This window comes from Psychrobacillus sp. Z3-81, from assembly GCF_056620325.1.
Genome location: NZ_JBWQPU010000001.1, coordinates 326,424 through 348,792, shown reverse-complemented (window position 1 = coordinate 348,792; position 22,369 = coordinate 326,424). Strand labels below are relative to the sequence as shown.

Sequence of the window (22,369 nt, the reverse complement as noted above, 5' to 3'; positions counted from 1 at the left end):
AGTATTGCATCTTTCTAATCTTTATAAAAAAGCACAGACGATTGTCTGTGCTTTTTACAGTAGTTATTCCACTAAGAGATTCCCCGTTTTCAAATCATAGAAACGTAGTAAATCTCCGTTAATTATTTTGTCGGAATAACCAAGCTCTTGGGTAGCCCGTTCAATATAAGGACGGCAACTTTCTATATCCACTTCTTCACCAGTGCCATTCTCATAGCATGTGTTACTAGTGTATACAAAATCTTTTGTTATGAAGCCGCCGTTTCGGAAAATCACAAATTCTTCATGATCCTCTGAAAAAATATCAGCACCTAATTGCATATCTCTCGTCGTTTCAATACCTAAAAGATGTAGCACAGTAGGTCTTAAATCAATTTGTCCTGCAACCTCTGTTACTTCCTTTCCAACACCGCTGTTAGGGATGTGTACAAAGAGAGGAACACTTTGAAGTTTAGCAACCTCATATGGCGTAATTTCTTTTTCTAGATATTTAGACATTGCCGCATTATGGTTTTCTGAAATTCCATAATGGTCTCCATACATAACAATGATTGAATTGTCATAAAGACCTTGCGCTTTTAAATCTTCAAAGAAAAGCTTAAGAGCCTCATCCATATAACGTACTGCTTGGAAGTACTTATTCAACGTACGTGAGTTAGAATCGTATGGAGGGATCAGTTCATCCTCTTCATCTAAATCAAAAGGAAAATGGTTTGTTAAGGTAATCATTCTTGAATAAAAAGGCTGTGGCATTTCCTTCATATGCTGTACAGACTGCTCAAAGAATGGGATATCCTTCATGCCCCAGTTTACAGAGTTTTCATCTGTAACATCATAGCTAGTTACATCATAGAATTTTTGGACATTAAGTGATTGATACATCATATCACGGTTCCAGAAGCTTTTCTTATTAGCATGCATGACATTTGTGAAGTAACCTGCATCATTTAAACGTTCAGCCATTGAATAATAGGTGTTCTCACCATGCGTGAAGAATACAGCACCACCACCTAGCGGATACAAAGAGTTCTCAACTAGAAATTCTGAGTCGGAAGTTTTTCCTAAACCAGTTTGGTGGTAAAAATTCGAAAAGTAAAAAGTATCTTTGTCTTTTGTTAAAGTATTGAGGAATGGGGTTACTTCGTGTCCATTCATGTCATTATTCAGGACAAATGATTGAAGTGATTCCATGGACACCACGATTAGGTTTCGTCCTTCCGCAAGTCCAAATAATTCCTCGTTCGGTTCAGCTTGATTTGAGCGCACATAGTTATTTACTTCTACTAGTTCACTTCCGTCTGCAAGTGCTCTTTGTGCATGAGATTTGGATTGAATATAAATATCATATAAATGATAGTTATAGGAACCAATATTTTTCACAAGCATTTCTCGGTCAAAACTACGAGTTAAGAGCTGTGGACGTTCAATCTCAGACAATCCTAAATTTAAAAACAGAATCGCTGCAGTTAAAACAAAATAAGCTCTTCTTGTAGCTGGTTTTACCACTGATATTTTCTCTTTTACGGAAATCAATTTAACAGCAGCCAGAATAATTAAGAAATCTGTGAAATAGAAGACATCTGTTAGATAGATACTTTCTAATGCAGAAGAACCTAAATCACCAAAGTTACTTGTCTGGAACAGTACTGGGATGGTAATAAAATCTGTAAAGAAACGGTAGAAGACCGCATTACCATAAAGAATTGCCGCAAGCACAAAACTAGTAATAACGATATATCTATTTCTAGCTTTCGTACTTTTGAAAAATAAGGACAACCCATAAATAAAGAACAAGAAGCTCAATGGGTTTATAAATAAAATTACGTGTTGCATTATATTCTCGATTTTCATATCAAAGCTCGTGTGGTAAACAATATAGGTTTTAATCCAAGTAGCCACTAGAGCAATTACAAGAATAGAATGTGTCGGCCATTTTTTCGTTTTCATGCCTACATCCTCCCCTTTTCACTCTTAAATTATGAGAAAAAGTAACAGAGTATATCTTAATCCTTTTGGTCAGAGAAAGCAACCTTAAAGAAAGAGATATTTAGATATTTTTTACAATTCCTCTTTTGGTTTACCCTTTATTGGACGAGTTTAAACCTGAAAAAGTTCCTAGTAAATATGTCTATATTTATAACGGGACTATTTTCTCACAAAAAAAATACCTTTCCTCCAAGAGCAAAAGCTGTCTATTGGGTTAATTTACTAATTTCTTGTCTTAAAATCAAAATAGCCATTTGATATTCCTTTATTTCAATAAGCTGCATTTGATAAAGCTCTCTTATTTCCGCTTCCATCATTTCTAGGTCAGCAATTCGATCTTTTGTATAGACAAAGATCCCGAAACGCTTTAACAGCTGTGTAACATCATAGACTGTTTTCATTATGTGCACCCGCTTTTCGATACTCTTCACAGTTGATAAGTTGATCCTCCGTAATAATCCGATTTACCGGCAAATCATACAGGTCTGTTGGAACACTCTCCGTAATTTGACAATTAAAAGCCAGAGAAACAGTATCCCCTTTATAATTTACTAGATAGCGATCAAAATAGCCACCACCATAGCCTATTCTATAACCACTTATACTGTATACAATTCCAGGCACCACAAGTAAGTCGATATCGTCTTTTGCAACGAAAGTAGAATTCTCTACTTTGGGCTCCCATAGGTTCATATATACGTTTTCCAGGTCGTTAAAGTGTTCCAACAAATAAAACTGCATGGTTCGTTCTTTCGGATTACATCTTGGAACCACAACCTGTTTCCCTAAGTTCCAAAGAGCTTGTATAACCTCTTTTGTATCCGCTTCCGGAAAATTAGAGATAGTCAATCCAACCGTGTTACTCTTTTTATTTATTCCTTCTTTCAAAAACCTCTCTTTAATACAACCAGACAGTTCTAAGTACTCATCATGCTCTATGTTTGCAAGTCTTCGTTTCATATCATTTCTTATCTCACTTTTTTTCATGAGGGACCTCCCTTGATAGAAAAAAACCAAAACCACGGGGTTTTGGTTTAGGATATTATTTTGTTTCTCTATGAAGAGTCATTTTCTTTTCACGTGAGCAATATTTTTTAAGTTCAAGACGTTCTGGGTTGTTACGCTTGTTTTTCTTAGAAATATAGTTGCGCTCTCCGCAATCTGTACAAGCTAATGTAATATTAACGCGCATGTTTGTCCCTCCCACTCTTTGCCAGGATTTGATATAAAACTTGAGCATGATTTATACGACTAACCAATTATAGCACAAAATAAAAGAAAATCTACTATATACTATAAGAATTTCTTTAAAGATTTTTTATATATGGTAGTATGAGTAAAGATATATTATCAAAGAGGTGAATAAATTGGATATTTTCTCTGTTACATTAATTATTATCGGAATTATTTTAATTATCGTATCCTTTTTTATAAAAGATACCAACAAGAAAATCGAAAAGGATATGGAAGAGCTCTCATTTTCTTTTTATCAAGAGACCAGCACTTTAAAGCGTAGAATGAAGATAATAGAAGAAGAGCTTCTGATTGAGAATAGGAGTAAGCCTCTCCCTTCTAAGAAAAGTACCCCTGTTATTCATGAGATACTGAAAAATCAGGTCCTAGAATTACATAAGCAGGGCTTTTCCTTGGGCGAAATTAGCGCTAGATCCTCTTTAACAATAGATCAAATTAAATCGGTCATCGGTGGTGCAAATAAATGAACAAGATGGCTATAAGGTATTTAGGAATAGGTATATTCCTCTCCGGCACAGTCTTAACCATTTATAACGTCATTTCCCATGATACGCCTGCACCAGAGAAAGACTTAGAGACTGCTTATAAAGCTTCACAAGAAGAGCTTCAAGCAGTTAAACAGCAGCTAGCCGACTTACAATTAAATATAGACAAAGCAAATAATGAAAGCTCCCAGCAAACTGTCGCTACACAGCCGGTGCGAACAACGATTCTAACGATTGAGACTGGTATGACACCGTCAGAGGTAAGCGCACTTCTCGAGAACACACAAATTATTGATCATAAAAATGACTTAGAGGATCACTTAATAGAAAACAACTTGACTTCTAGAATTCAAGTAGGCAAATATGAACTGAGTTCAGAAATGTCTATCCAGCAAATTGTAGACATTATCACGAAGAGCGAATGAACTATATTCATCATTAGAGACCCGGACAAATCAATGAGATGGGGCTGGGACAAAACAATAGAACAGCACTTGCGATTTTATATTTTTGATGAAATCGTAAGTGCTTTCTTACTTTTAGAATGCCTGGTTCTCCACTATGCCGGATGCTTTCCGCGGGCACGGGTCGAGCCTGTAGTCTCTCCCTCGTGCGTTTCCGCAGGAGTCACCGGCGCTGTTCCGAACCATTGGCGCTAACCTATTATAACTAAATCTTGATAAGAATCTTTTAAAAAGAATCTATAGCAAATCATAAAAAATTGATTTGTACCATTCTCTTTAACTTAAGTATTCGGTTCTTTCATCCTCTTTTTTTAGGTCAGGTTCTTCGCGTCGGACGCTGCTACGAACCAATGATTGTTTACTATTAACAGTAGCAAAGGAACAAAATCAAAAAAACGTCACATCGTGGCACAACATTTTCCCAAACAACATCCTGTTGGCCTCCGCGAAAAGCGTCCGCCACAATGGAAATCAACGATATAAAAAAGCAAGTGGTGACCTGATCTCATTCACATACTCACGGTTAATATTTAATGGACTTTTTCAGTACCTTCCCCTGCAACCGCAGGAGTCGCCGACACTGCTCCGAACCTATAAAGTTACTTACACAAAAATACAGTTTCACTTGATTGAGCAAAAAAGAAGACAGAAGACAAGTGTGACAGAAATAAAAAAACGAAGAAAAGAACACTCGTCTTTTCTTCGTCGAAACTATTCATTAGCCTCAGCATCAAGTTCGTCAATCTGTTCATTCGTATATGCAGGTAAAATTGGCTGATTTGCTATATCTTCTTCTTTTTTCAGCTGACTATTTTTCTTTTGAATCGCAAAATAGGTGTCCACTACTTGGCGAGCAAGTGCGCTTGTATAGTTCGTTTGATAGCTTGACTCCACTGAAGCCCAAGGTACTACAATAGCATAGGCGATTTCTGGATTTTCAAATGGGGCGAAGCCTATATGAGTCAGGTTTACGGTTCCGACGTTCTTTCGTTGCTCAGCATCCCAATATAACGACTGAGCAGTACCAGTCTTTCCTCCAGCTGTATATTCAGCTCCTAAAAAGGCTTTGTAAGCAGTTCCTTGGTTACCAGAATAAACACGCTTCATCCCTTCTCTAACTCTGTCTATTTCTTCTTTAGAATTTTCCACCACGTTTAGTATCTTAGGTGTTACTTCTTTGACCAATTTACCAAGATGTTCGCCATCTTCGGAAGGCTCTCTGATTTCTTTCACAACGTGAGGTTCTAAACGAGTACCACCGTTCGCAATAGTAGAGACAAACTGAGCAAGCTGTAATGGTGTATACGTATCATATTGCCCTATCGCCAAGTCCAGTAGGTTCCCCTGCGTAAAGCCCCCTGTAACACCAGTAACTTCTCCAGGTAAATCAATCCCTGTATGAACGCCAAGCCCTAGTTGAGCATATCCATTTCGAAGTTTATGGAACGCATCTACCCCGAAATTAATAGATTGATTTGGTTGATAAACTCTTCCAGCAAGTAAGTAACCTATTTTAAACATATAAACGTTTGAAGAACGCTCAAGTGCGGTTAAATCATCCATCCAAATTTTGGAATTTCGGTTAAATACCGAACTTTTTGGATTAGATCCTTTAATCAGGATTGGTTCATCTAATAATCGCGTTCCCATGTTTATTACGCCTTCTCTATACCCCGTCAGGACAGTACCTGGTTTCACAGTAGAACCTACCTCATAAGCTGTGGTAAAGGTTCCGAAAGCGTAATCATTTACTTCTAACTTTCCTGTTTCCGTATCTTTCGTAACTTTTTTTCCTACTAAAGAAAGCACTTCCCCGGTATTTGGTTCCATGATAACAAGAAATGCACGGTCCAGATACTTTGTCCCAGCATTTTTTTTCATGTCAAGTAGCTGCTTCTCAAATAGCTCTTCCATCTTATATTGAAGCTCACTATCGATAGATAAAACCAACTCATTACCGGCTTGCCCTTCATAAACGGTTTGTACATCAATTACACGGCCTCTACCATCTGTGATATTTTTCACTACACTCTTTTGACCTTGTAGCACTTCCTCATAATACTTTTCTAAATAACTTTTACCAACACGGTCGTTACGAGTATAGTCTCGAGACAGGAAGTAATCGAGGGTGTCATTAGGAATCCCCTCCTTTGGAGAGGTTGTACGACCAAGAATAGCAAGGGAGGAATTATATACCCTCCTCCAATCAGTTGTTGTGTTAACCCCTGGTAATTCACTTAATCTTTCTGAAACGCGGGCAAACTCCTCTACTGTCACTTCTATAATGTCACCAGTTTCTTTGCTTACCTCATCGCCTTTTATAATTTGTGGAGAAAGAGCATATCCTGTAGCCATTTCTCGATAGATTGCAATAATCTCCAGTTGCTCTTTACTAAAGGAGTTAAGCTCTTCTTCACTGATTTTACTTCTTGTTAAACGGTCGATTGCTCTATTTTTTTCCGTTTTGTCCATATCTTCATCGTTTGAGATTTCTGCTCTTTCTTCCTTTGTCAACAAGTCGACAGGCTCTTTTAGCTGTGAATTAAGAAATAACCAATAGTCCTGTAAATCACTTTTGGTTATAGAGCTCGTATCTTTTTCAATCAGCTTACCAAGTTTTTCCGCTACCCCATACATTTCCTCTGCTTTTGTTGTTTGCATCCTTGTATACGTGATTGCTCGCTGGGGCTTGTTGTCTACAAGAATTCGCCCTTCACTATCGTATATCCTACCTCTGGGCACACTTGTATTAACAGGAACTTCCTCTGTCTGTTCTATTTCCCTTGTATATTCTTCACCCTTCACGATTTGTAGATATCCAAGGCGAAATATCAATAACGTAAATAATACAAAAATAGAAAAGAAAAGGATATTCATACGAAAAGTAATATTTGCTCGTTGTTTAGCCTTTGCGTTTTGTGTTCTCTTGGTTGGAATTTTTCGCATGATGTTCACCTACTTACCTTATAAATTCATCCTACCTATTGTAACATAAAAAGCACACACTTTTTGACGAAAAAGTGTGTGCTAGGTTTCATTTTAAAAGGAATTATTTTGCTGCTGCGTAGCGTTTAGAAACTTCATCCCAGTTTACTACATTCCAGAAAGAGGAGATATAGTCAGGACGACGGTTTTGATAGTTTAGGTAGTAAGCATGCTCCCAAACGTCTAAACCTAATAATGGAGTTTTTCCTTCCATGATTGGGGAATCTTGGTTAGCAGTTGAAGAAACTTCTAACTCTCCATTTGCTAAAGATAACCAAGCCCAGCCGGAACCAAAGCGAGTAGTAGCTGCTTTTGCAAATTCTTCTTTAAATGCATCAAAGCTACCGAATTTTGCGTCAATCGCTTCTGCTAACTCACCAGTAGGTGCTCCTCCACCATTTGGAGAAAGAAGCTGCCAGAATAGAGAGTGGTTTGCATGTCCGCCACCATTATTGCGTACTGCAGTTTTGATATCTTCTGGAAGCGCGTCCAGATTCGCAATTAGTTCTTCTACTGATTTGTTTTCGAATTCTGCTTTCCCTGCAACCGCATTGTTTAAGTTCGTTACATACGTGTTGTGATGTTTTGTGTGATGAATATTCATCGTTTCTTTATCGATATGTGGTTCAAGTGCGTCGTACGCGTAAGGTAATTCTGGAAGTTCATAAGCCATTATAGTTTCCTCCTAAAGATTAATATAGTAAAAATCTTCCCACTTATTAGCCTAACAAAATAAATAGAAACCTTCAATTAAAAACAACTAATTTTTTCTCCTACTTTAGGCTGAACTATACAAATAGAAAAAACACAATAATCATTAATATTAAAATAATAATCTTTGCCAGGGAGGAAGTAAGAAATCCTACAAGAGAGCCAACTCCAGATTGAACGGCTTGCTTAAATCCTTTTCTTGTCACAAGTAATTCCGCTAGCACTGCTCCAAGAAAGGGACCCACTAATATACCCGCTACGGGAATGACAAACGGTCCAATTAATAGACCGATTGTACTCCCCCAAATTCCTGCTTTCGTTCCACCAAATTTTTTAACACCAAGGGCGTTAGCTGCCATATCTGATCCAAATAATAGGACCACAAATAATAGCTGAATGACCCAAAAAAGCCAGCTCAGTTCTTCAAAGGAGAAAAACAAGCCATAAAGGACATAACCCAATAACATAAAAACAAAAGAAGGAATAATTGGATAAAACGTCCCCATAAAAGCAATTATAAAGCTAGCTATGATTAATACCCAACCTAACCAATCCATTTACCCACGTCTCCCTAGTACCGCCTCTGCTATATTGGTCGAATGATCGCCAATACGCTCTAAATTACTTAGAATATCTACAAACATTATACCTGCTTGTCCAGAGCATCTTCCTTCATTGACACGAATTATATGATTTTTTCTAAATTGACGCTCCATCTTATCAAGAACGTCCTCTTGACTAGCAACTTCAAGCGCAAGTTGTTCATTATTCGTATTTAGTGCTTCTATTGCTTTTTTGACTGTACTAATGGTAAGTTCGAACATCTCCGACACATCAGCCATTGCATCTTCCGTAATTGTAATTCGATGTGTTTCTTGATATTCAACCAGCTCTAAAATATTTTCAAAATGATCTCCTACACGCTCAATATCCCTTACAGAATCCATTAATAGATTATGCCTGCTTGATTCTTGTGGAGATAAAGACTGAGAGGATAGTTTCACCAAGTAATCAGTGATCTTCTGGTCTAGATTATTCAGTGCATCTTCAATTTGATAAGCAAGGTCAGCATCTCGTTTATTTTTTGTTTTCAAGAATGAAAATGTTTTTTCTAAGCCTTGGATACTTAATTCACCCATGCGAATAATTTCTTCTTTCGCCTGTCCGATAGCCACAACAGGAGCTGTTTCTATAAAGTTTACATCCAAATGTTTCGGCTTGTATTCAATTACTGTATCTTCACCCGGGATAAACTTCGTTACCAAATACGCCCAAGCTCCAATAAGAGGGAATTGAATAATCGTATTTGCAATATTAAAAGAACCGTGTGCGAATGCAATTTGCATTTTAGGCTCTAAATTTAATACTCCTGCCAACCACTCAATATAGATAGAAAAAGGCGTTAAGAAAATAATAAAAATAACAGAACCTACTACGTTAAACAAAACATGTGTTGCAGCTGCTCTCTTAGCAGCAATAGACGCCCCTAGAGAGGCTAGAACTGCTGTAATAGTCGTCCCGATATTGTCACCGAATAATACAGGAAGAGAACCTTTAAGAGTAAGAAGGTCTTCTGCATATAGCCCTTGCAAAATAGCAACTGTTGCGCTTGAACTTTGAACAATTAATGTGAAAATTGTTCCTGCAATAAGACCTAAGAAAGAATGATCACTCATTGTCAAGGTAAAGTCTGTAAAGGCCTCCAATTCCCGAAGAGGCTTCATTCCTCCACTCATTAGCTCTAAGCCTAAAAACAATCCACCAAAACCAAAAATGACCTCACCAAAATTTTGGATAGCTTGTTTTTTGAAGAAGAAAATAAGAAAGGCACCAATAGCAAGAATAGGTAAAGCATATGCTCCCACATCAAATCCAATGATAAAGGCAGTCACAGTAGTTCCAATGTTAGCCCCCATGATGACTCCGATTGCTTGGCGAAGAGTCATAAAACCAGCACTAACTAGACCTACAGTAATTACGGTTGTCCCCGAACTGGATTGGATCAATACAGTTACTATTATCCCTACGAGTACACCCATAAACGGGTTTGTTGTGTATCTATCTAAGATATCTCTTAAACGATCTCCCGCAGCTTTTTTTAATCCATCGCCCATGAATTTGATAGAAAAGAGAAAGATCCCTAATCCACCGAAAAATTGAAATAACATCTCTTGCCAATTTAGTTCCACCGGCTTGAACAACTCCTTAGACAACAAAATTTTTACTACTTATTATGGTAATTTGTTTGAGGAATTGTAAAGATTATAGAGGTAATCTTTACAATAACTTAACAATGGATGAAAATTTGCTTTGTTTTCCCTGAGAAACGGATGATAAAATAAAAGGAGAAAGGGTGACAAAATGAGTTTATATCAATTATTTAAAGAAAGTTTACTTAGTCCTAAAAAAATTGCTGCCTTTCGTTTAGTTCCAATAGGAAAGGTTATGCAATACATATTTATTTACATATTTCTTCTAACTATACTTTCTTTTATCTCTTTTATAAATGGTATATCATTACAACAAGAAAGTATGGAAGGTTTCCTTATTTATTTTTCAGAAATAGAATGGCTTCTCTATCCTTTCGCTTTTGTTTTCTTATTTGTTTTAAATACCCTCTTTATCTTTGTCCGAATCAGTGTCTTTGGATACATTGGCCAAATCATTTTAAGCTTAAGAAAACGAAGAGGCGAATATAGACATCTTTGGAGATCTGCCTTGTTTGCTAGTACACTCCCTATGTTATTAACATTACTATTTACTATTTTCCAATGGTCAAATACTTTCACACAGCTTGTCGTTTATGGGCTAACACTTCTATATTTATATCTTGCTACAACGTATTATCCTAAACAAAGATAATCATAAACTTCTCTTCTTCAACATAATGTTGGACAAGGGGGGAAATTATGAGAATATTTATCGCAACTATTATTATTTGTTTAACGTTCTATATTATTAAAGTGGACCTGTTCGAAGGTACCATTCCATTGGCTTATTCTCAAAATACTCAAGAAAGCTGTTTAGAAGCACCTCAGTACATATCCGTAGAAATATTACCTGGGGATACCATTTACTCTGTGTTTGCTCTATATCCTAGTGAACATTTTGAATCGTTTACAGAAAGATTAGATGATTTTTATAACTTAAACCCACATCTAATGAATCAGACATTTAAAGCAGGAGAAAAAGTTCTTCTCCCTTTAACTTCAGAAAAATCTCTCTGCAAATAAGGAGTAAAATGTTTCTTTCTTGTCATATCTACAAAGAGACTGATAAAATGGTGAATAGTGACGGCATTTAGCCTGAAGAAGGAGAGAATTTTCATGAGTGAAATCATTCATCGTTCCAAAACTCGACCTGTTCGAGTTGGAAACTTGACTATAGGTGGTAGTAATGAGCTTTTTATTCAAAGTATGACAACTACAAAAACACATGATGTAGAAGCTACTGTTGCAGAAATACTACGATTAGAGGAAGCCGGCTGTCAAGTTGTTCGTGTAGCTTGTCCTGATGAGCGTGCTGCTTATGCAATTGGTGAAATTAAAAAACGTATTAATATACCACTAGTTGTGGATATTCATTTTGATTATAAACTTGCATTGATTGCTATTGAGCAAGGTGCGGATAAAATTCGTATCAACCCGGGCAATATCGGTCGTAAGGAAAAAGTAGAAGCAGTAGTTAATGCTGCAAAGGCAAAAGGTATTCCAATTCGTATTGGAGTAAATGCAGGTTCTCTAGAAAAGAAAATTCTTGAGAAATATGGTTATCCAACTGCTGACGGAATGGTTGAAAGTGCTCTCCATCATATTAAAATATTAGAAGACCTAGATTTCCACGATATTATTGTTTCTATGAAAGCTTCTGACGTAAACTTAGCGATCGAGGCGTATCGAAAAGCTGCTGAAGCATTCGATTACCCACTGCATTTAGGAATCACTGAATCAGGAACCCTTTTTGCAGGTTCTATTAAAAGTGCAGCAGGATTAGGGACGCTTTTAGCAATGGGAATCGGTAATACATTACGTGTATCATTGAGTGCAGACCCAGTGGAAGAGGTTAAAGTAGCAAGAGAACTTTTAAAAGTATTTGGATTGTCTTCTAATGCAGCAACTCTTATCTCTTGTCCTACTTGTGGTCGAATTGAAATAGACTTGATTTCTATTGCAAATGAAGTAGAAGAATATATCTCTACTATTAAAGCACCTATTAAGGTTGCAGTACTTGGCTGTGCAGTAAATGGACCAGGTGAAGCGAGAGAAGCGGATATCGGAATCGCTGGAGCTCGAGGAGAGGGTCTTTTATTCCGTAAAGGAAAAATTGTCCGTAAGGTACCTGAAGCAACAATGGTAGATGAACTAAAAATTGAAATTGATAAAATTGCAGAAGAATATTTTGCCAAACAAGCTGCTGAAAAAGCTGAAGAAGAGAAACAACAGGTTTAAGGAGGGATACAATGACGAATGTAAGGTTCGGCATAGATATAGATGGTACAGTCACGTGCCCTACATCCCTGCTTCCCCATATCAATGAAGCATTTCAATGTGATTTAAAACTGGAGGATATTAAGGAATATGATTTAACGAAGGCCTTTCCAGTTGATCGAACAGAATTTTATCATTGGTTTAAAAAGACGGAGCCAATCATCTATGCATCCTCCCCTATTCAGAAGGATGCTCACGCAGTTTTATCTGCTTGGAAGGAAAAATACGAGCTTTATTTTATTTCTGCTCGCGGTGAAAATGTTCGAGATGTCACCTTAGAATGGTTTAAACGACAGGAGCTGCTTTACGATCATATTGAGCTCATAGGAACCCATAATAAGATTGAGACAGCACGAAAGCACCAAGTTCATGTATTCTTTGAAGATAAGCATGATAACGCCGTGGAGATTCATGAAGAATTAAATATTCCTGTGTTGTTATTTAATACCCCTTATAACCAGATGTCTATACCCAAAGGAGTTATAAGGGTAAATAACTGGCTTGAGGCAAACGAATGGATTGAAAAAGAGTTTGTGACTTCGATTAAATAGTTAGAGGAGGATAACCATTCTTTGGTTATCCTTTTTACATAAATGGAGGGAAAAGAAATGAATATTATCATCTTCGGAGCAACAGGTGGAGTTGGAAAGATTGTAACTCGATTAGCGTTAGAGCAAGGATTTAATGTAACCGCTTTTGTCCGTAATCCAGAAAAACTAAACATAACGCATGAGAATCTTCGCATTCTTCAGGGAGATGCTTTTAATAAGACCGCAGTGGAAAATGCCATCGCAAATCATGATGCTGTCTTGTCTTGCTTAGGGTCATCGAATGGCCTAAAAAAATCTACTGATCTAGAAAAAATGACTCAAAATATTGTGGATGGAATGGTCGCTCATGGGATAAGCAGAATCATCTATATTGCTTCTGCTGGGATAGACGGGGAAATTCCAGGACTATCAGGAAAACTAATAATGAAAATGCTTGGAAATGTTTTAGCTGACCATAAAAAAGCAGTTCAATCTATCCTACAAAAGGACTTGGAATATACAATTGTTCGCCCACTAGGATTAACAGATAAAGAGTTTACTGGTAATTATAGAGAGGCAGAAATAGGTATTCCGGAGAAAGCTAAAAGTATCTCAAGAGCTGATGTAGCAGACTTTATTATAAAAGCATTAAAAAATGACCATTACATTCGCACATCCATCTCCATAGCAAAATGATTGAACAAAAGGCAATCCAGGAGTTTCATTACCCCTGGATTGCCTTTTCTTAATGGCAGTTTGGACAGTTGCCGTATATCTCAAATTTATGATTCTCTATTTGATAACCTGGTATGGCATTCTGGAGAACTTCCATTGGACAAAAACTAATTTCTTTAATGTTTCCGCAGCTCATGCAGATAAAATGATGGTGATGATGATCAACCTCACATTGCATACGGAAGTGTTTTTCCCCGTTTAACTCTGTTTCTTCTAATATACCAAGCTCAACGAAGGTGCTGAGATTTCGATAGATTGTATCATAGCTCATTCCTGGATATTCAGCTTTCATTACATCTAAGATGTCCCTTGCTGTAATATATTTGGAGGTATTCGAAAAAAGAACCAAGATGCGTTCTCTCTTATCCGTTTTTTTAAAGCCTTCATTTTTTAAGATCTCCCATGCCCTTTCTAAATTCATGCCGTTAACGCCCCTTTCGCCTTCTTCTGAAAAAGAATGGCAAGTAGCAGGATTACTATGGAGGTAACAACAATCGTCCCGCCAGGTGCCAAGTCTAAATAGAAAGCACTTACTAAACCAATGATGACGGAAAGCTCTCCAAAAAGAACCGAGAGCAAAAGTGCTTGCTTAAAGCTTTTAGATAGTCTCATGGCAGCAGCCACTGGTAAAGTCATAAGAGAGGAAACCAATAAGATTCCGACAATTCTCATCGATCCGGCTATTACTAGAGCAGTAATAATCATAAATAGCACATGGATCCACTTAGCAGGCAAACCAGATGCCTTTGCATACTCTTCATCAAAAGATAACACAAATAGCTCTTTGTACAGCAGGCCTAAAAATAAGAAGACGAGAACTGCTATCAGAACAATTATCCACAAATCCTGTCTACTTACCGCAGACACCGAACCAAATAGATAGCTCATTAAATCTGAGCTGAAACCTTCCGCTAGCGAGATAAAGATTGCCCCTAAACCAAGACCTGCTGACATAATAATCGGTATTGCCAATTCCTCATAATGCTTATACCAACTTCGTAGTCGCTCAATAAAAAGGGAGCCTGTGACGGAAGCTGCAATCCCTAAATATAATGGATTTAATAAGCTTAGTGACGCTACAGATTGACTTAAGTAAAGGCTGCCAGCTATTCCAGCTAAAGTAACGTGACTTAACGCATCTGCAATTAAAGAAAGTCTCCGAACTACGATAAACACGCCTAAAAGTGGTGCGATGATTCCAATGATTAATCCTGATGCAAAAGCATTTTGTAAAAACTCATATTGAAAAATAGAATCAATCATTTCCGCACCTCCTTCTGATGCTCTACCCGGCGAACGGAATGACCGTACCATGCTTCACGTTGCTCTTCACTCATTGTTTCCATCTCCTGCTTGTATCCGTGGAAATGAATGGTTTGATTTAAACAAGCAACATGGCTGATACTTGTGGATACCGCATCTACATCATGCGTTACCAGGATAATCGTAATATTATGTTCCTTATTTAAATGTAGAAGCATATTATAAAACGAACGGACATTTTTACTATCTACCCCTACTGTCGGCTCGTCTAATATTAGGATCTTAGGATTGCTTATTAACGCTCTTGCAATAAATACTCGTTGCTGTTGCCCGCCGGATAGTTCCCCAATATTTCTATTCACATAGTCTTCCATGCCAACAGCTTTCAGTGCATGTCTAACTTGTAATGTGACATCTTTCGGAAACAGACGGAACAGTCCGGTCTTTTTAACCAACCCACTTCTCACTACTTCTCCTACCGTAGCCGGAAAGCCAGTATTAAAGGAATTTGATTTTTGAGAGACATAGCCAATACATTCCCTCTCCCTAAACTGGGTTGCCGGTTTACCTAATAAAAGTACGTTACCGGTTGTCGGCTTCAATAAGCCCAGTATAATTTTTAGTAAAGTGGACTTACCAGAACCATTGGGACCAATAATAGCAAGGAAATCTCCTTCCATTACTGTCAGATTTATATTTAATAGTGCTTGTGTTTGTTCATATTTATATGATATGTCGTGTAGCTCAATTAATGGTTGAGACATATATTTTTCCTCAATTCCAATTCAGAATGATTACGATTTACAAAAACTAAGTATAATTTATTCGAGTCCGTATGTAAATAATTATGTTTGAAAGGATGAATAAATGGATATTGGCAGACTAATCCATCAATTACAAAATTGCTCCAAAAAAGAATTTAAAAAAATTTTGAAAGGCTTCGATGTGAAGCTTACAGATAAAGAAATTGAAGGCGTTCATCCCTTGCTTCAAGAGATTTCGATTACTTGGCTAGTCCTGGGTGTACCCCAAGCAATTCAACAAAAGCTCATAAAAATTTTAGGTGAGAAAAGAGCATATGCTCTGTATCAAGAACTAAAAGAAAAAGGTCCCTCCGCTTTCCAATAAGCGAGGGGCCTTTAATAGTTTATACAGTTAGTAGCTCTTCAAACACCTTTGGATTGAAAGATTTTGTTCGCAGCATGTCAATTTCATGCTTATATGGAGCTTTCTTGTTTTTGGCATCTGCTCCTACAAAAGGCGTTTCAAGAATTTTAGGTATTTCCGTTAATTGTGGATGATGGACTATATAGGAAAGGGCATCAAAGCCAATTTCTCCAAAACCGATATTTTCATGACGGTCCTTCCCAGCTCCACAAACATTTTTACTGTCATTAATGTGCAATACCTTTAAACGATCAATACCTATCGTTTTATCAAACTGATGAAGTACGCCATCAAAATCATTTTTGATATCATAACCAGCATCATGAACATGACACGTATCCAAGCAGATAGATATTCGATGATTATTCCTTACACCATCTATAATTTGAGCAAGTTCCTCAAAGGATCGTCCACATTCTGAGCCTTTTCCGGCCATTGTTTCCAAGGCGATTTGGACTGGATATTCTGTGCTTAATACCTCGTTAAGTCCTTCTATAATCTTTTGGATACCTACATCTGCTCCTGCCCCAACATGTGCTCCTGGATGGAGGACAATTTGGTTAGCCCCTAAAGCAGCAGTCCGCTCTACTTCCTTTTGTAAAAATTCTACGCCAAGCTGGAACGTTTCAGGCTTCGTTGTGTTTCCTAGATTAATAATATAAGGAGCATGGACTACAATGTTAGAAATACCGTTTTCCTTCATATGCTGCAGCCCAGCTGCTATATTTAATTCTTCAATTGCTTTCCTACGAGTATTTTGAGGTGCACCCGTATAAATCATAAAGGTATTTGCACCATAGGAAGCAGCCTCCATGCTAGAGCCTAGCAGCATGTCCTTTCCACTCATGGATACATGTGATCCTAACAACATAGGTAAATCCCCCTATTTATTACGGTTTTTAATCCGACGTTCTCTCTTTTTAATTTTATCCATTTCCCATTTCATGTTTCGTTTATAGCCGGGCTTGACTTTTTTCGGCTTTCGAACCATTGACTTCGCTTTTGCATCTATCTCGTTTTCAACTTTTGCGCGATTTTTACGAGAATGTCTTTCTTTTAGCTCGGACCACTCACCATTTTTCACATCCTTATGCTCAAAGGTGATGCCCATTTTTTCTATACGAACTAATGCATCCTCATCAGATGGCTCGTATAAAGTGATTGCTAGTCCTGTCATTCCTGCTCGAGCGGTTCTTCCTACCCGGTGGACGAAGAATTCTAGGTCGTCTGGTATTTCATAATTGATGACATGGCTTACCCCAGGTATATCAATACCACGAGAAGCTAAATCAGTGGCTACAATATACTGAAATTCTAAATCATGAATTTGTTTCATCACTCTTTTTCTTTCGCGGGGTGACACATCACCATGAATTAGCCCAACCTTCACACCATTGCCTTGAAGGTAATTAGCAACCTCATCCGCATTCTGCTTAGTGTTTGTAAAGATTATCGCTAAGTATGGATTAATTCCTTCTAGAACTTCCAGTAATCTTTTTTTCCTTGATTTGCTTCGAACAGGCACAACAGTGAATTCAATTCCTTCAGCCACTGGTCTTTTGTCACCAATTTTTATATGCACAGGCGAGTCCATATATTTTTTTAAGAATGGCTGAAGCTTTTCAGGGATAGTAGCTGAAAATACAAACATCTCTAGCTGTTCTGGCATTTTAGAGGCAAATTGGTCTATCTCATTAATGAATCCTAGATCAAATGCTAAATCTGCTTCGTCTATCACCAAAGTATTTGCCGTGTGTACAAGAAGTGCCTGCTCCATTGTAAGATCTCGAAGTCGGCCTGGAGTTCCAACGACAATTTGAGGCTGAACTTTAAGCTTATCAATTGCTCTAGCCTTATCAGTACCTCCGATGAAGAGCTTTGCCTGTATCTCTGTACCTTCAATTAATTTCCCTAATTCTTTAAATATCTGTGTGGCAAGCTCTCTAGTCGGAGAGGTGATAATAGCCTGTAATTCTTGTCTCTCCACATCTATTTTCTCTACAATTGGAATCAAGAAGCTATGTGTTTTACCTGTTCCAGTATGAGCTTGACCAATCGCACTTTTTCCTTTTAAGACTAAAGGTATGATTTCCTTTTGAATAGGTGTTGGTTCTGTAAACCCGAGTTTTTCAATAGCGCTTTGTAAAAAAGGCTGAAAATTATAATCTGTATATTTGGACATTCGAGTCCCTCCCTTGCATTTCTTTATTGTAACACGATTGTACATAAAACGTGAAATTTGCATAGTATAGATTAGTCTGTATGCGCGAAAGGAGATGAAAAAAATTGCGTTATCAATCTTTTTACCCGTTTGCACAACGAGGTAATAATTTTATGTTCGGAAATCCTGGAAATACAGGTACTATACCTAATAGTCCTCCGCCCCAAAATTTTTCACCACCAAATTTCTCGCCACCAGTTTTTCCTACAAGCTCAGGTGGAACAAATACACAGGTCAGTGGTCCTTTAACAAACTTTTTTAGTCAATTTTCTCAATCAAGAGGTGGAGGTCAAACACCAAACACAGGGCCAATGCAAGCACCTAGTACAGGTTCAATGCAACCACCAAGCAATGGAGGATTCTCTCCATCCGGAGGTTTCTTTGGAGGACCTAATCAAATGGGAGCACCGGGTGGATTCGCCCCACAACCTCCTAATGCTGGATTCCCTCCTAATGGGGCCTTTGGTGGCTTCCAGCAAGGGGCTGCGAATGTTGCAGGTGCCACCGCAGCAGCTGGAACCGCTGGCCTTGCAGGAGCAACAAGTGGCTTAGGCTCAAAAGCAATGTCTTATTTACAAACAGCGGACAAATTTATTAACACAGCCCAACAGCTTACCCCTATGGTAAAGCAATGGGCACCTATGTTTCAAAATGTTCCAGCTCTATTGAAATTATATAGAGGCTTCTCGGCTGCACCAGCTGCAGGGGCTGCGACAGCAGCAGCCACGACTACCGCTGCAGCAGCTGCAGCTCCAGTCGCAAGAGCGGCAGCAGCACCAATATCAACTGGTGTCTCGCTTCCACGGATTTTCCAGCCACCATTTTAATGCTTTGTAATACTCCCTTTGCTCCGTTATAATAGGAGTATGCTCGTATGGAAGGGAGTTTCTATGAATGATTGTACAAAAAATTACGCCCCGAGGATATTGTTATGGAGTTGTAGATGCAATGGTGATTGCTAGAAATGCAGCTTTAGATACATCTCTCCCACGGCCTATTTATATACTTGGAATGATTGTACACAACAAGCATGTAACCGATGCCTTTGAACAGGATGGGATTATTACGCTTGATGGTGCAAACCGCTTAGATATTTTAAATAAAGTTGAAACAGGAACTGTTATCTTCACAGCGCATGGGGTGTCACCAGAAGTAAAGGAACTAGCTAGAAAAAAGGGATTAGTATCAATAGATGCTACTTGCCCGGATGTGACAGTTACCCATGATCTTATTAAAGAAAAAACGGCAGAAGGCTTTGATATTATATATATTGGGAAAAAGGGACATCCTGAACCAGAAGGTGCAATCGGTGTTGCTCCCTCTCACGTACATTTAGTCCAAAATTTAGACGACATTGAAAGTCTAAATCTACAAAATGATAAATTGCTAGTAACCAATCAAACAACGATGTCACAATGGGATGTTGCTCATTTAATGGATAAATTAAAGGAAAAATATCCTCATATTGAAGTGCATAAAGAAATTTGCCTAGCTACACAAGTACGACAAGAGGCTGTTGCAGAGCAAGCAGGTGGAGCTGATTTACTAATTGTAGTAGGCGACCCAATGAGCAACAACTCTAATCGTTTAACTCAAGTGTCTGAGGAAATAGCTGGCACACCTTCTTATAGGATTGGGGATATTTCGGAACTGAAACTAGAGTGGCTTGAAAATGTAAACCATGTTGCAGTGACTGCAGGTGCTTCCACTCCAACTCCAATTGTGAAGGAAGTTATCCAGTTCTTAGAAAAATATGACCCGAATGATCCTTCCACACACGATACAACCAAAAAGGTAACAGCAGATAAAATACTACCTAAAATAAAAGTACCGAAGCCTGTGGATCGAATCGAGCCATATACAATGAAATAAAATGACACACAAAAAGCACTTACGTTCTTTATGAATCGTAAGTGCTTCTTCCTTTTTTAACAGCTTATATCAACTGAAAGGGCTCAGTAGAAAGTTGAGAGGCAATAAATTGAACAGAAAGCTTTTTCTTTTCACATTTCTCGTTCATGTAATTAGCCACTCCTTGCTTCATCACTTGCTCTATATGATGTCCAGGATCGATTACAGCCAAATCTATTGCCAATGCATCATGCGCTACATGAAAATAAAGATCTCCCGTAATAAACACATCTGCACCTGCTCTCTTAGCAATTTGGATATATTTGTTGCCATCTCCTCCAAGGACAGCAACCTTTTTTACTTCTCTATTCAAGTCCCCCACTACTCGAACAAAAGGCACACCAAGTTGAGATTTAACCTTTTCCGCATACTCTTTTAGTTGCATAGCTTTAGGTAGAATTCCTACTCTACCTAATCCTTTTTTATTTATTTCTGTTTCTAAAGCAATTAGGTTATATGCAGGTTCCTCATATGGATGATTTGTTAATAATGCCTTTAGCACTTTATTTTTAATAGCCGCAGGAAAGACCACCTCTACCTTATCCTCTTCCACTATAGTTAGCTCATTTGCTTCTCCAATATATGGGTCTGCATCACTTAAAGGTCGGAATCTACCATGCCCTGCTGTTGTATAAGAGCAGCTGTCATAATCGCCGATATGTCCTGCTCCAGCTTCTGCCAAGGCATTTCGCACCTTTTCAGTAGATTCCTTTGGCGTAAATACAATTAAATTCATCAGCTTTTCTGCTGTTGTTTCCTCCATGATTTGAATATTTTCGAGCTCTAGCTTTTGAGCGAGTAGGTCGTTCACTCCTCCTGTTGCTATGTCTAAATTGGTATGAGCTGCATACACAGCAATATCATGTTTAATTAGCTTTTCTATTAATGCTCCTTGCGGAAGATCTGTACGCAAGTTTTTTAACTTTGTATAAATCGGAGGATGATGAGCGATTATTAATTCACACCCTTGCTCAATAGCCTCATCCACTACAGCCATATTGACATCAAGTGTGACTAACACTTTATTAATTTGCTTATTTAGAGTTCCGACCTGCAGACCAACCGGATCCCCTTCTACTGCAAGGCTTTTTGGTGCCCAACGCTCAAATATAGAGATAATATGCTGTCCATTTGCTGGTTTCATTTATAGCAGCTCCTTTACAAATGATATTTTAGTATCCAGCTCCTCTATTTTCTCTAATACCTCTTTGGAAGAAGGGATTTTTTGAAGCTGTTCTTTTATACGTTCCCACTCTTTTCGCTCAGTAGACCACTTCTTTTGAAAAATAGGGGAATTTTCCTTCATTAAAAATGGCCCCAAAAGTAATTCACTATCTGTAAGCTTCATTTTTCCACGTTCTAATACCAGTATTTCATAAATTTTTTCATTTTCCTCTAAGATAGCTTCCTGTGTTATTTTCCAGCCTTCTTTTAATGCCCACTCTCGTATAACCTTTGCATGGATATTTGGCTGAAGTATAAGCGTTTCGACAGAATCAAGCTTCTCTTTTCCAGCTTCCAGTATGGAGGTGATCAGTGGACCACCCATACCCGCTATCGTAATAGTTTTCACTTGGTCTTCTTTGCTTAAGACTTCAAGTCCATTACCTAAGCGAACGCTTATATTTTCTTCTAACCCTTCATTCTTTACTTGCTTTTTGGCTGATTCAAATGGCCCTTTTACGACCTCACCAGCTATCGCCTTACTTATCACATTTGTATGTACCAAATAGCATGGCAAATAAGCATGATCACTACCTATATCAGCGAGAACCGTATTTTTTTCGACAAAGGATGCAACCTTTTTAAGTCGATCTGATAAATTCTTTGCATTCACTTTCAACACCTCCAGCTTATTATAGCAAAAAAGAATAAGGAACGCCTGTTGGCACAAGCATAGGATAAGAAACCAATCCTCCCTACACGTTATTTTAATCCTTGCATCCGATGTTATTCAGAGCTGGCCCACTGCTAGAGTCAAATCTACCGTCAACTGTCGATTCGTTAAAGGATTGAGGCTGGTGGATAAGCGAGAGTAGATTGGAGCTAAGCGAGAGTAAAATCATGTCATACGAGAGTATTGCGCCTCTATGAGAGTAAATCCTCTTTATCCGAGAATAAATACCATCTAAACAAGAATAAGCCTCACCTTAACGAGAGTAACCAATCG

25 protein-coding genes are annotated in these 22,369 nt (G+C 38.0%); 10 read left to right on the top strand and 15 right to left on the bottom strand.

Annotated features, from left to right (window positions below; all coding sequences use genetic code 11):
* Positions 1-63: 63 nt before the first annotated feature.
* From AC1ECF_RS01835 to rpmG, 4 genes are all read right to left on the bottom strand, one after another.
* Complete coding sequence (locus AC1ECF_RS01835) at positions 64-1,947, bottom strand: LTA synthase family protein (RefSeq protein ID WP_480387676.1); 1,884 nt, start codon at positions 1,945-1,947, stop codon at positions 64-66.
* Between the two features lie 245 nt (positions 1,948-2,192).
* The gene (locus AC1ECF_RS01830; protein WP_480387675.1) at positions 2,193-2,387 is read right to left on the bottom strand and encodes a YqgQ family protein; all 195 of its coding nucleotides are present in this window, start codon (positions 2,385-2,387) and stop codon (positions 2,193-2,195) included.
* Complete coding sequence (locus tag AC1ECF_RS01825) at positions 2,371-2,973, bottom strand: 5-formyltetrahydrofolate cyclo-ligase (RefSeq protein ID WP_480387674.1); 603 nt, start codon at positions 2,971-2,973, stop codon at positions 2,371-2,373. The genes AC1ECF_RS01830 and AC1ECF_RS01825 overlap by 17 nt, the downstream gene beginning before the upstream one ends.
* Before the next feature lie 55 nt (positions 2,974-3,028).
* Positions 3,029-3,178, bottom strand: coding sequence for a 50S ribosomal protein L33 (rpmG, locus tag AC1ECF_RS01820; RefSeq protein ID WP_053588882.1), 150 nt, complete (start codon positions 3,176-3,178; stop codon positions 3,029-3,031).
* 166 nt (positions 3,179-3,344) lie between these two features.
* Between rpmG and AC1ECF_RS01815 the strand changes: the two genes are divergently transcribed.
* Positions 3,345-3,707, top strand: coding sequence for a hypothetical protein (locus AC1ECF_RS01815; RefSeq protein WP_480387673.1), 363 nt, complete (start codon positions 3,345-3,347; stop codon positions 3,705-3,707).
* Complete coding sequence (locus tag AC1ECF_RS01810) at positions 3,704-4,150, top strand: hypothetical protein (protein ID WP_480387672.1); 447 nt, start codon at positions 3,704-3,706, stop codon at positions 4,148-4,150. Before AC1ECF_RS01815 ends, AC1ECF_RS01810 begins: the two co-directional genes overlap by 4 nt.
* A 750-nt stretch (positions 4,151-4,900) precedes the next feature.
* Here AC1ECF_RS01810 and AC1ECF_RS01805 read toward each other — a convergent pair.
* From AC1ECF_RS01805 to AC1ECF_RS01790, 4 genes are all read right to left on the bottom strand, one after another.
* A complete protein-coding gene (locus AC1ECF_RS01805; protein WP_480387671.1) occupies positions 4,901-7,135 on the bottom strand; it encodes a peptidoglycan D,D-transpeptidase FtsI family protein in 2,235 nt (744 codons plus the stop codon).
* A gap of 103 nt (positions 7,136-7,238) precedes the next feature.
* Positions 7,239-7,847, bottom strand: a complete 609-nt coding sequence (locus AC1ECF_RS01800) for a superoxide dismutase (protein WP_480387670.1) — start codon at positions 7,845-7,847, stop codon at positions 7,239-7,241.
* Between the two features lie 115 nt (positions 7,848-7,962).
* Positions 7,963-8,442 (bottom strand): DUF456 domain-containing protein, encoded by a 480-nt coding sequence (locus AC1ECF_RS01795; RefSeq protein ID WP_480387669.1) that lies wholly within the window; start codon positions 8,440-8,442, stop codon positions 7,963-7,965.
* Positions 8,443-10,074 carry a Na/Pi cotransporter family protein gene (locus AC1ECF_RS01790; protein WP_480387668.1) on the bottom strand — a complete coding sequence of 544 codons (1,632 nt, stop codon included), beginning with the start codon at positions 10,072-10,074 and terminating at the stop codon, positions 8,443-8,445. It lies immediately after the preceding gene.
* A 172-nt stretch (positions 10,075-10,246) separates the two neighbouring features.
* On the opposite strand from AC1ECF_RS01790, the gene AC1ECF_RS01785 reads away from it, so the two are divergent.
* The 5 genes from AC1ECF_RS01785 to AC1ECF_RS01765 all read left to right on the top strand — a co-directional run bounded on the left by AC1ECF_RS01785 (position 10,247) and on the right by AC1ECF_RS01765 (position 13,598).
* Positions 10,247-10,747 (top strand): DUF1189 family protein, encoded by a 501-nt coding sequence (locus AC1ECF_RS01785; protein WP_480387667.1) that lies wholly within the window; start codon positions 10,247-10,249, stop codon positions 10,745-10,747.
* Between the two features lie 47 nt (positions 10,748-10,794).
* On the top strand, positions 10,795-11,118 hold the full coding sequence (locus AC1ECF_RS01780) for a hypothetical protein (RefSeq protein ID WP_480387666.1): 324 nt from the start codon (positions 10,795-10,797) through the stop codon (positions 11,116-11,118).
* Between the two features lie 102 nt (positions 11,119-11,220).
* Positions 11,221-12,333, top strand: a complete 1,113-nt coding sequence (gene ispG / locus AC1ECF_RS01775) for a flavodoxin-dependent (E)-4-hydroxy-3-methylbut-2-enyl-diphosphate synthase (protein WP_480387726.1) — start codon at positions 11,221-11,223, stop codon at positions 12,331-12,333.
* 11 nt (positions 12,334-12,344) lie between these two features.
* Positions 12,345-12,923, top strand: coding sequence for a hypothetical protein (locus tag AC1ECF_RS01770; RefSeq protein ID WP_480387665.1), 579 nt, complete (start codon positions 12,345-12,347; stop codon positions 12,921-12,923).
* Positions 12,924-12,980: 57 nt separating this feature from the next.
* A complete protein-coding gene (locus AC1ECF_RS01765) occupies positions 12,981-13,598 on the top strand; it encodes an NAD(P)-dependent oxidoreductase (RefSeq protein ID WP_480387664.1) in 618 nt (205 codons plus the stop codon).
* Between the two features lie 49 nt (positions 13,599-13,647).
* Here the strand turns inward: AC1ECF_RS01765 and AC1ECF_RS01760 are convergent, their stop codons facing one another.
* From AC1ECF_RS01760 to AC1ECF_RS01750, 3 genes are read right to left on the bottom strand one after another with little or no spacing between them, the layout of a single operon-like run.
* A complete protein-coding gene (locus tag AC1ECF_RS01760; protein ID WP_480387663.1) occupies positions 13,648-14,058 on the bottom strand; it encodes a Fur family transcriptional regulator in 411 nt (136 codons plus the stop codon).
* Positions 14,055-14,900: a metal ABC transporter permease gene (locus AC1ECF_RS01755; protein ID WP_480387662.1), complete on the bottom strand. Its 846-nt coding sequence runs from the start codon at positions 14,898-14,900 to the stop codon at positions 14,055-14,057. The genes AC1ECF_RS01760 and AC1ECF_RS01755 overlap by 4 nt, the downstream gene beginning before the upstream one ends.
* Positions 14,897-15,664 (bottom strand): metal ABC transporter ATP-binding protein, encoded by a 768-nt coding sequence (locus AC1ECF_RS01750; protein ID WP_480387661.1) that lies wholly within the window; start codon positions 15,662-15,664, stop codon positions 14,897-14,899. Before AC1ECF_RS01750 ends, AC1ECF_RS01755 begins: the two co-directional genes overlap by 4 nt.
* A gap of 103 nt (positions 15,665-15,767) precedes the next feature.
* On the opposite strand from AC1ECF_RS01750, the gene AC1ECF_RS01745 reads away from it, so the two are divergent.
* On the top strand, positions 15,768-16,028 hold the full coding sequence (locus tag AC1ECF_RS01745; RefSeq protein ID WP_480387660.1) for a hypothetical protein: 261 nt from the start codon (positions 15,768-15,770) through the stop codon (positions 16,026-16,028).
* A gap of 19 nt (positions 16,029-16,047) precedes the next feature.
* Here AC1ECF_RS01745 and AC1ECF_RS01740 read toward each other — a convergent pair whose 3' ends face one another.
* Both AC1ECF_RS01740 and AC1ECF_RS01735 read right to left on the bottom strand, forming a co-directional pair.
* Positions 16,048-16,938, bottom strand: a complete 891-nt coding sequence (locus AC1ECF_RS01740; protein WP_480387659.1) for a deoxyribonuclease IV — start codon at positions 16,936-16,938, stop codon at positions 16,048-16,050.
* 12 nt (positions 16,939-16,950) lie between these two features.
* Positions 16,951-18,249, bottom strand: a complete 1,299-nt coding sequence (locus AC1ECF_RS01735) for a DEAD/DEAH box helicase (RefSeq protein ID WP_480387658.1) — start codon at positions 18,247-18,249, stop codon at positions 16,951-16,953.
* A 104-nt stretch (positions 18,250-18,353) separates the two neighbouring features.
* Between AC1ECF_RS01735 and vrrA the strand changes: the two genes are divergently transcribed.
* Positions 18,354-19,115 (top strand): VrrA/YqfQ family protein, encoded by a 762-nt coding sequence (vrrA, locus tag AC1ECF_RS01730; RefSeq protein ID WP_480387657.1) that lies wholly within the window; start codon positions 18,354-18,356, stop codon positions 19,113-19,115.
* Between the two features lie 67 nt (positions 19,116-19,182).
* Complete coding sequence (locus AC1ECF_RS01725) at positions 19,183-20,160, top strand: 4-hydroxy-3-methylbut-2-enyl diphosphate reductase (RefSeq protein WP_480387656.1); 978 nt, start codon at positions 19,183-19,185, stop codon at positions 20,158-20,160.
* A gap of 64 nt (positions 20,161-20,224) precedes the next feature.
* Here the strand turns inward: AC1ECF_RS01725 and AC1ECF_RS01720 are convergent, their stop codons facing one another.
* Positions 20,225-21,343 carry a Nif3-like dinuclear metal center hexameric protein gene (locus tag AC1ECF_RS01720; protein ID WP_480387655.1) on the bottom strand — a complete coding sequence of 373 codons (1,119 nt, stop codon included), beginning with the start codon at positions 21,341-21,343 and terminating at the stop codon, positions 20,225-20,227.
* The gene (locus AC1ECF_RS01715) at positions 21,344-22,036 is read right to left on the bottom strand and encodes a tRNA (adenine(22)-N(1))-methyltransferase (RefSeq protein WP_480387654.1); all 693 of its coding nucleotides are present in this window, start codon (positions 22,034-22,036) and stop codon (positions 21,344-21,346) included. It abuts the gene before it with no gap.
* Positions 22,037-22,369 lie beyond the last annotated feature (333 nt).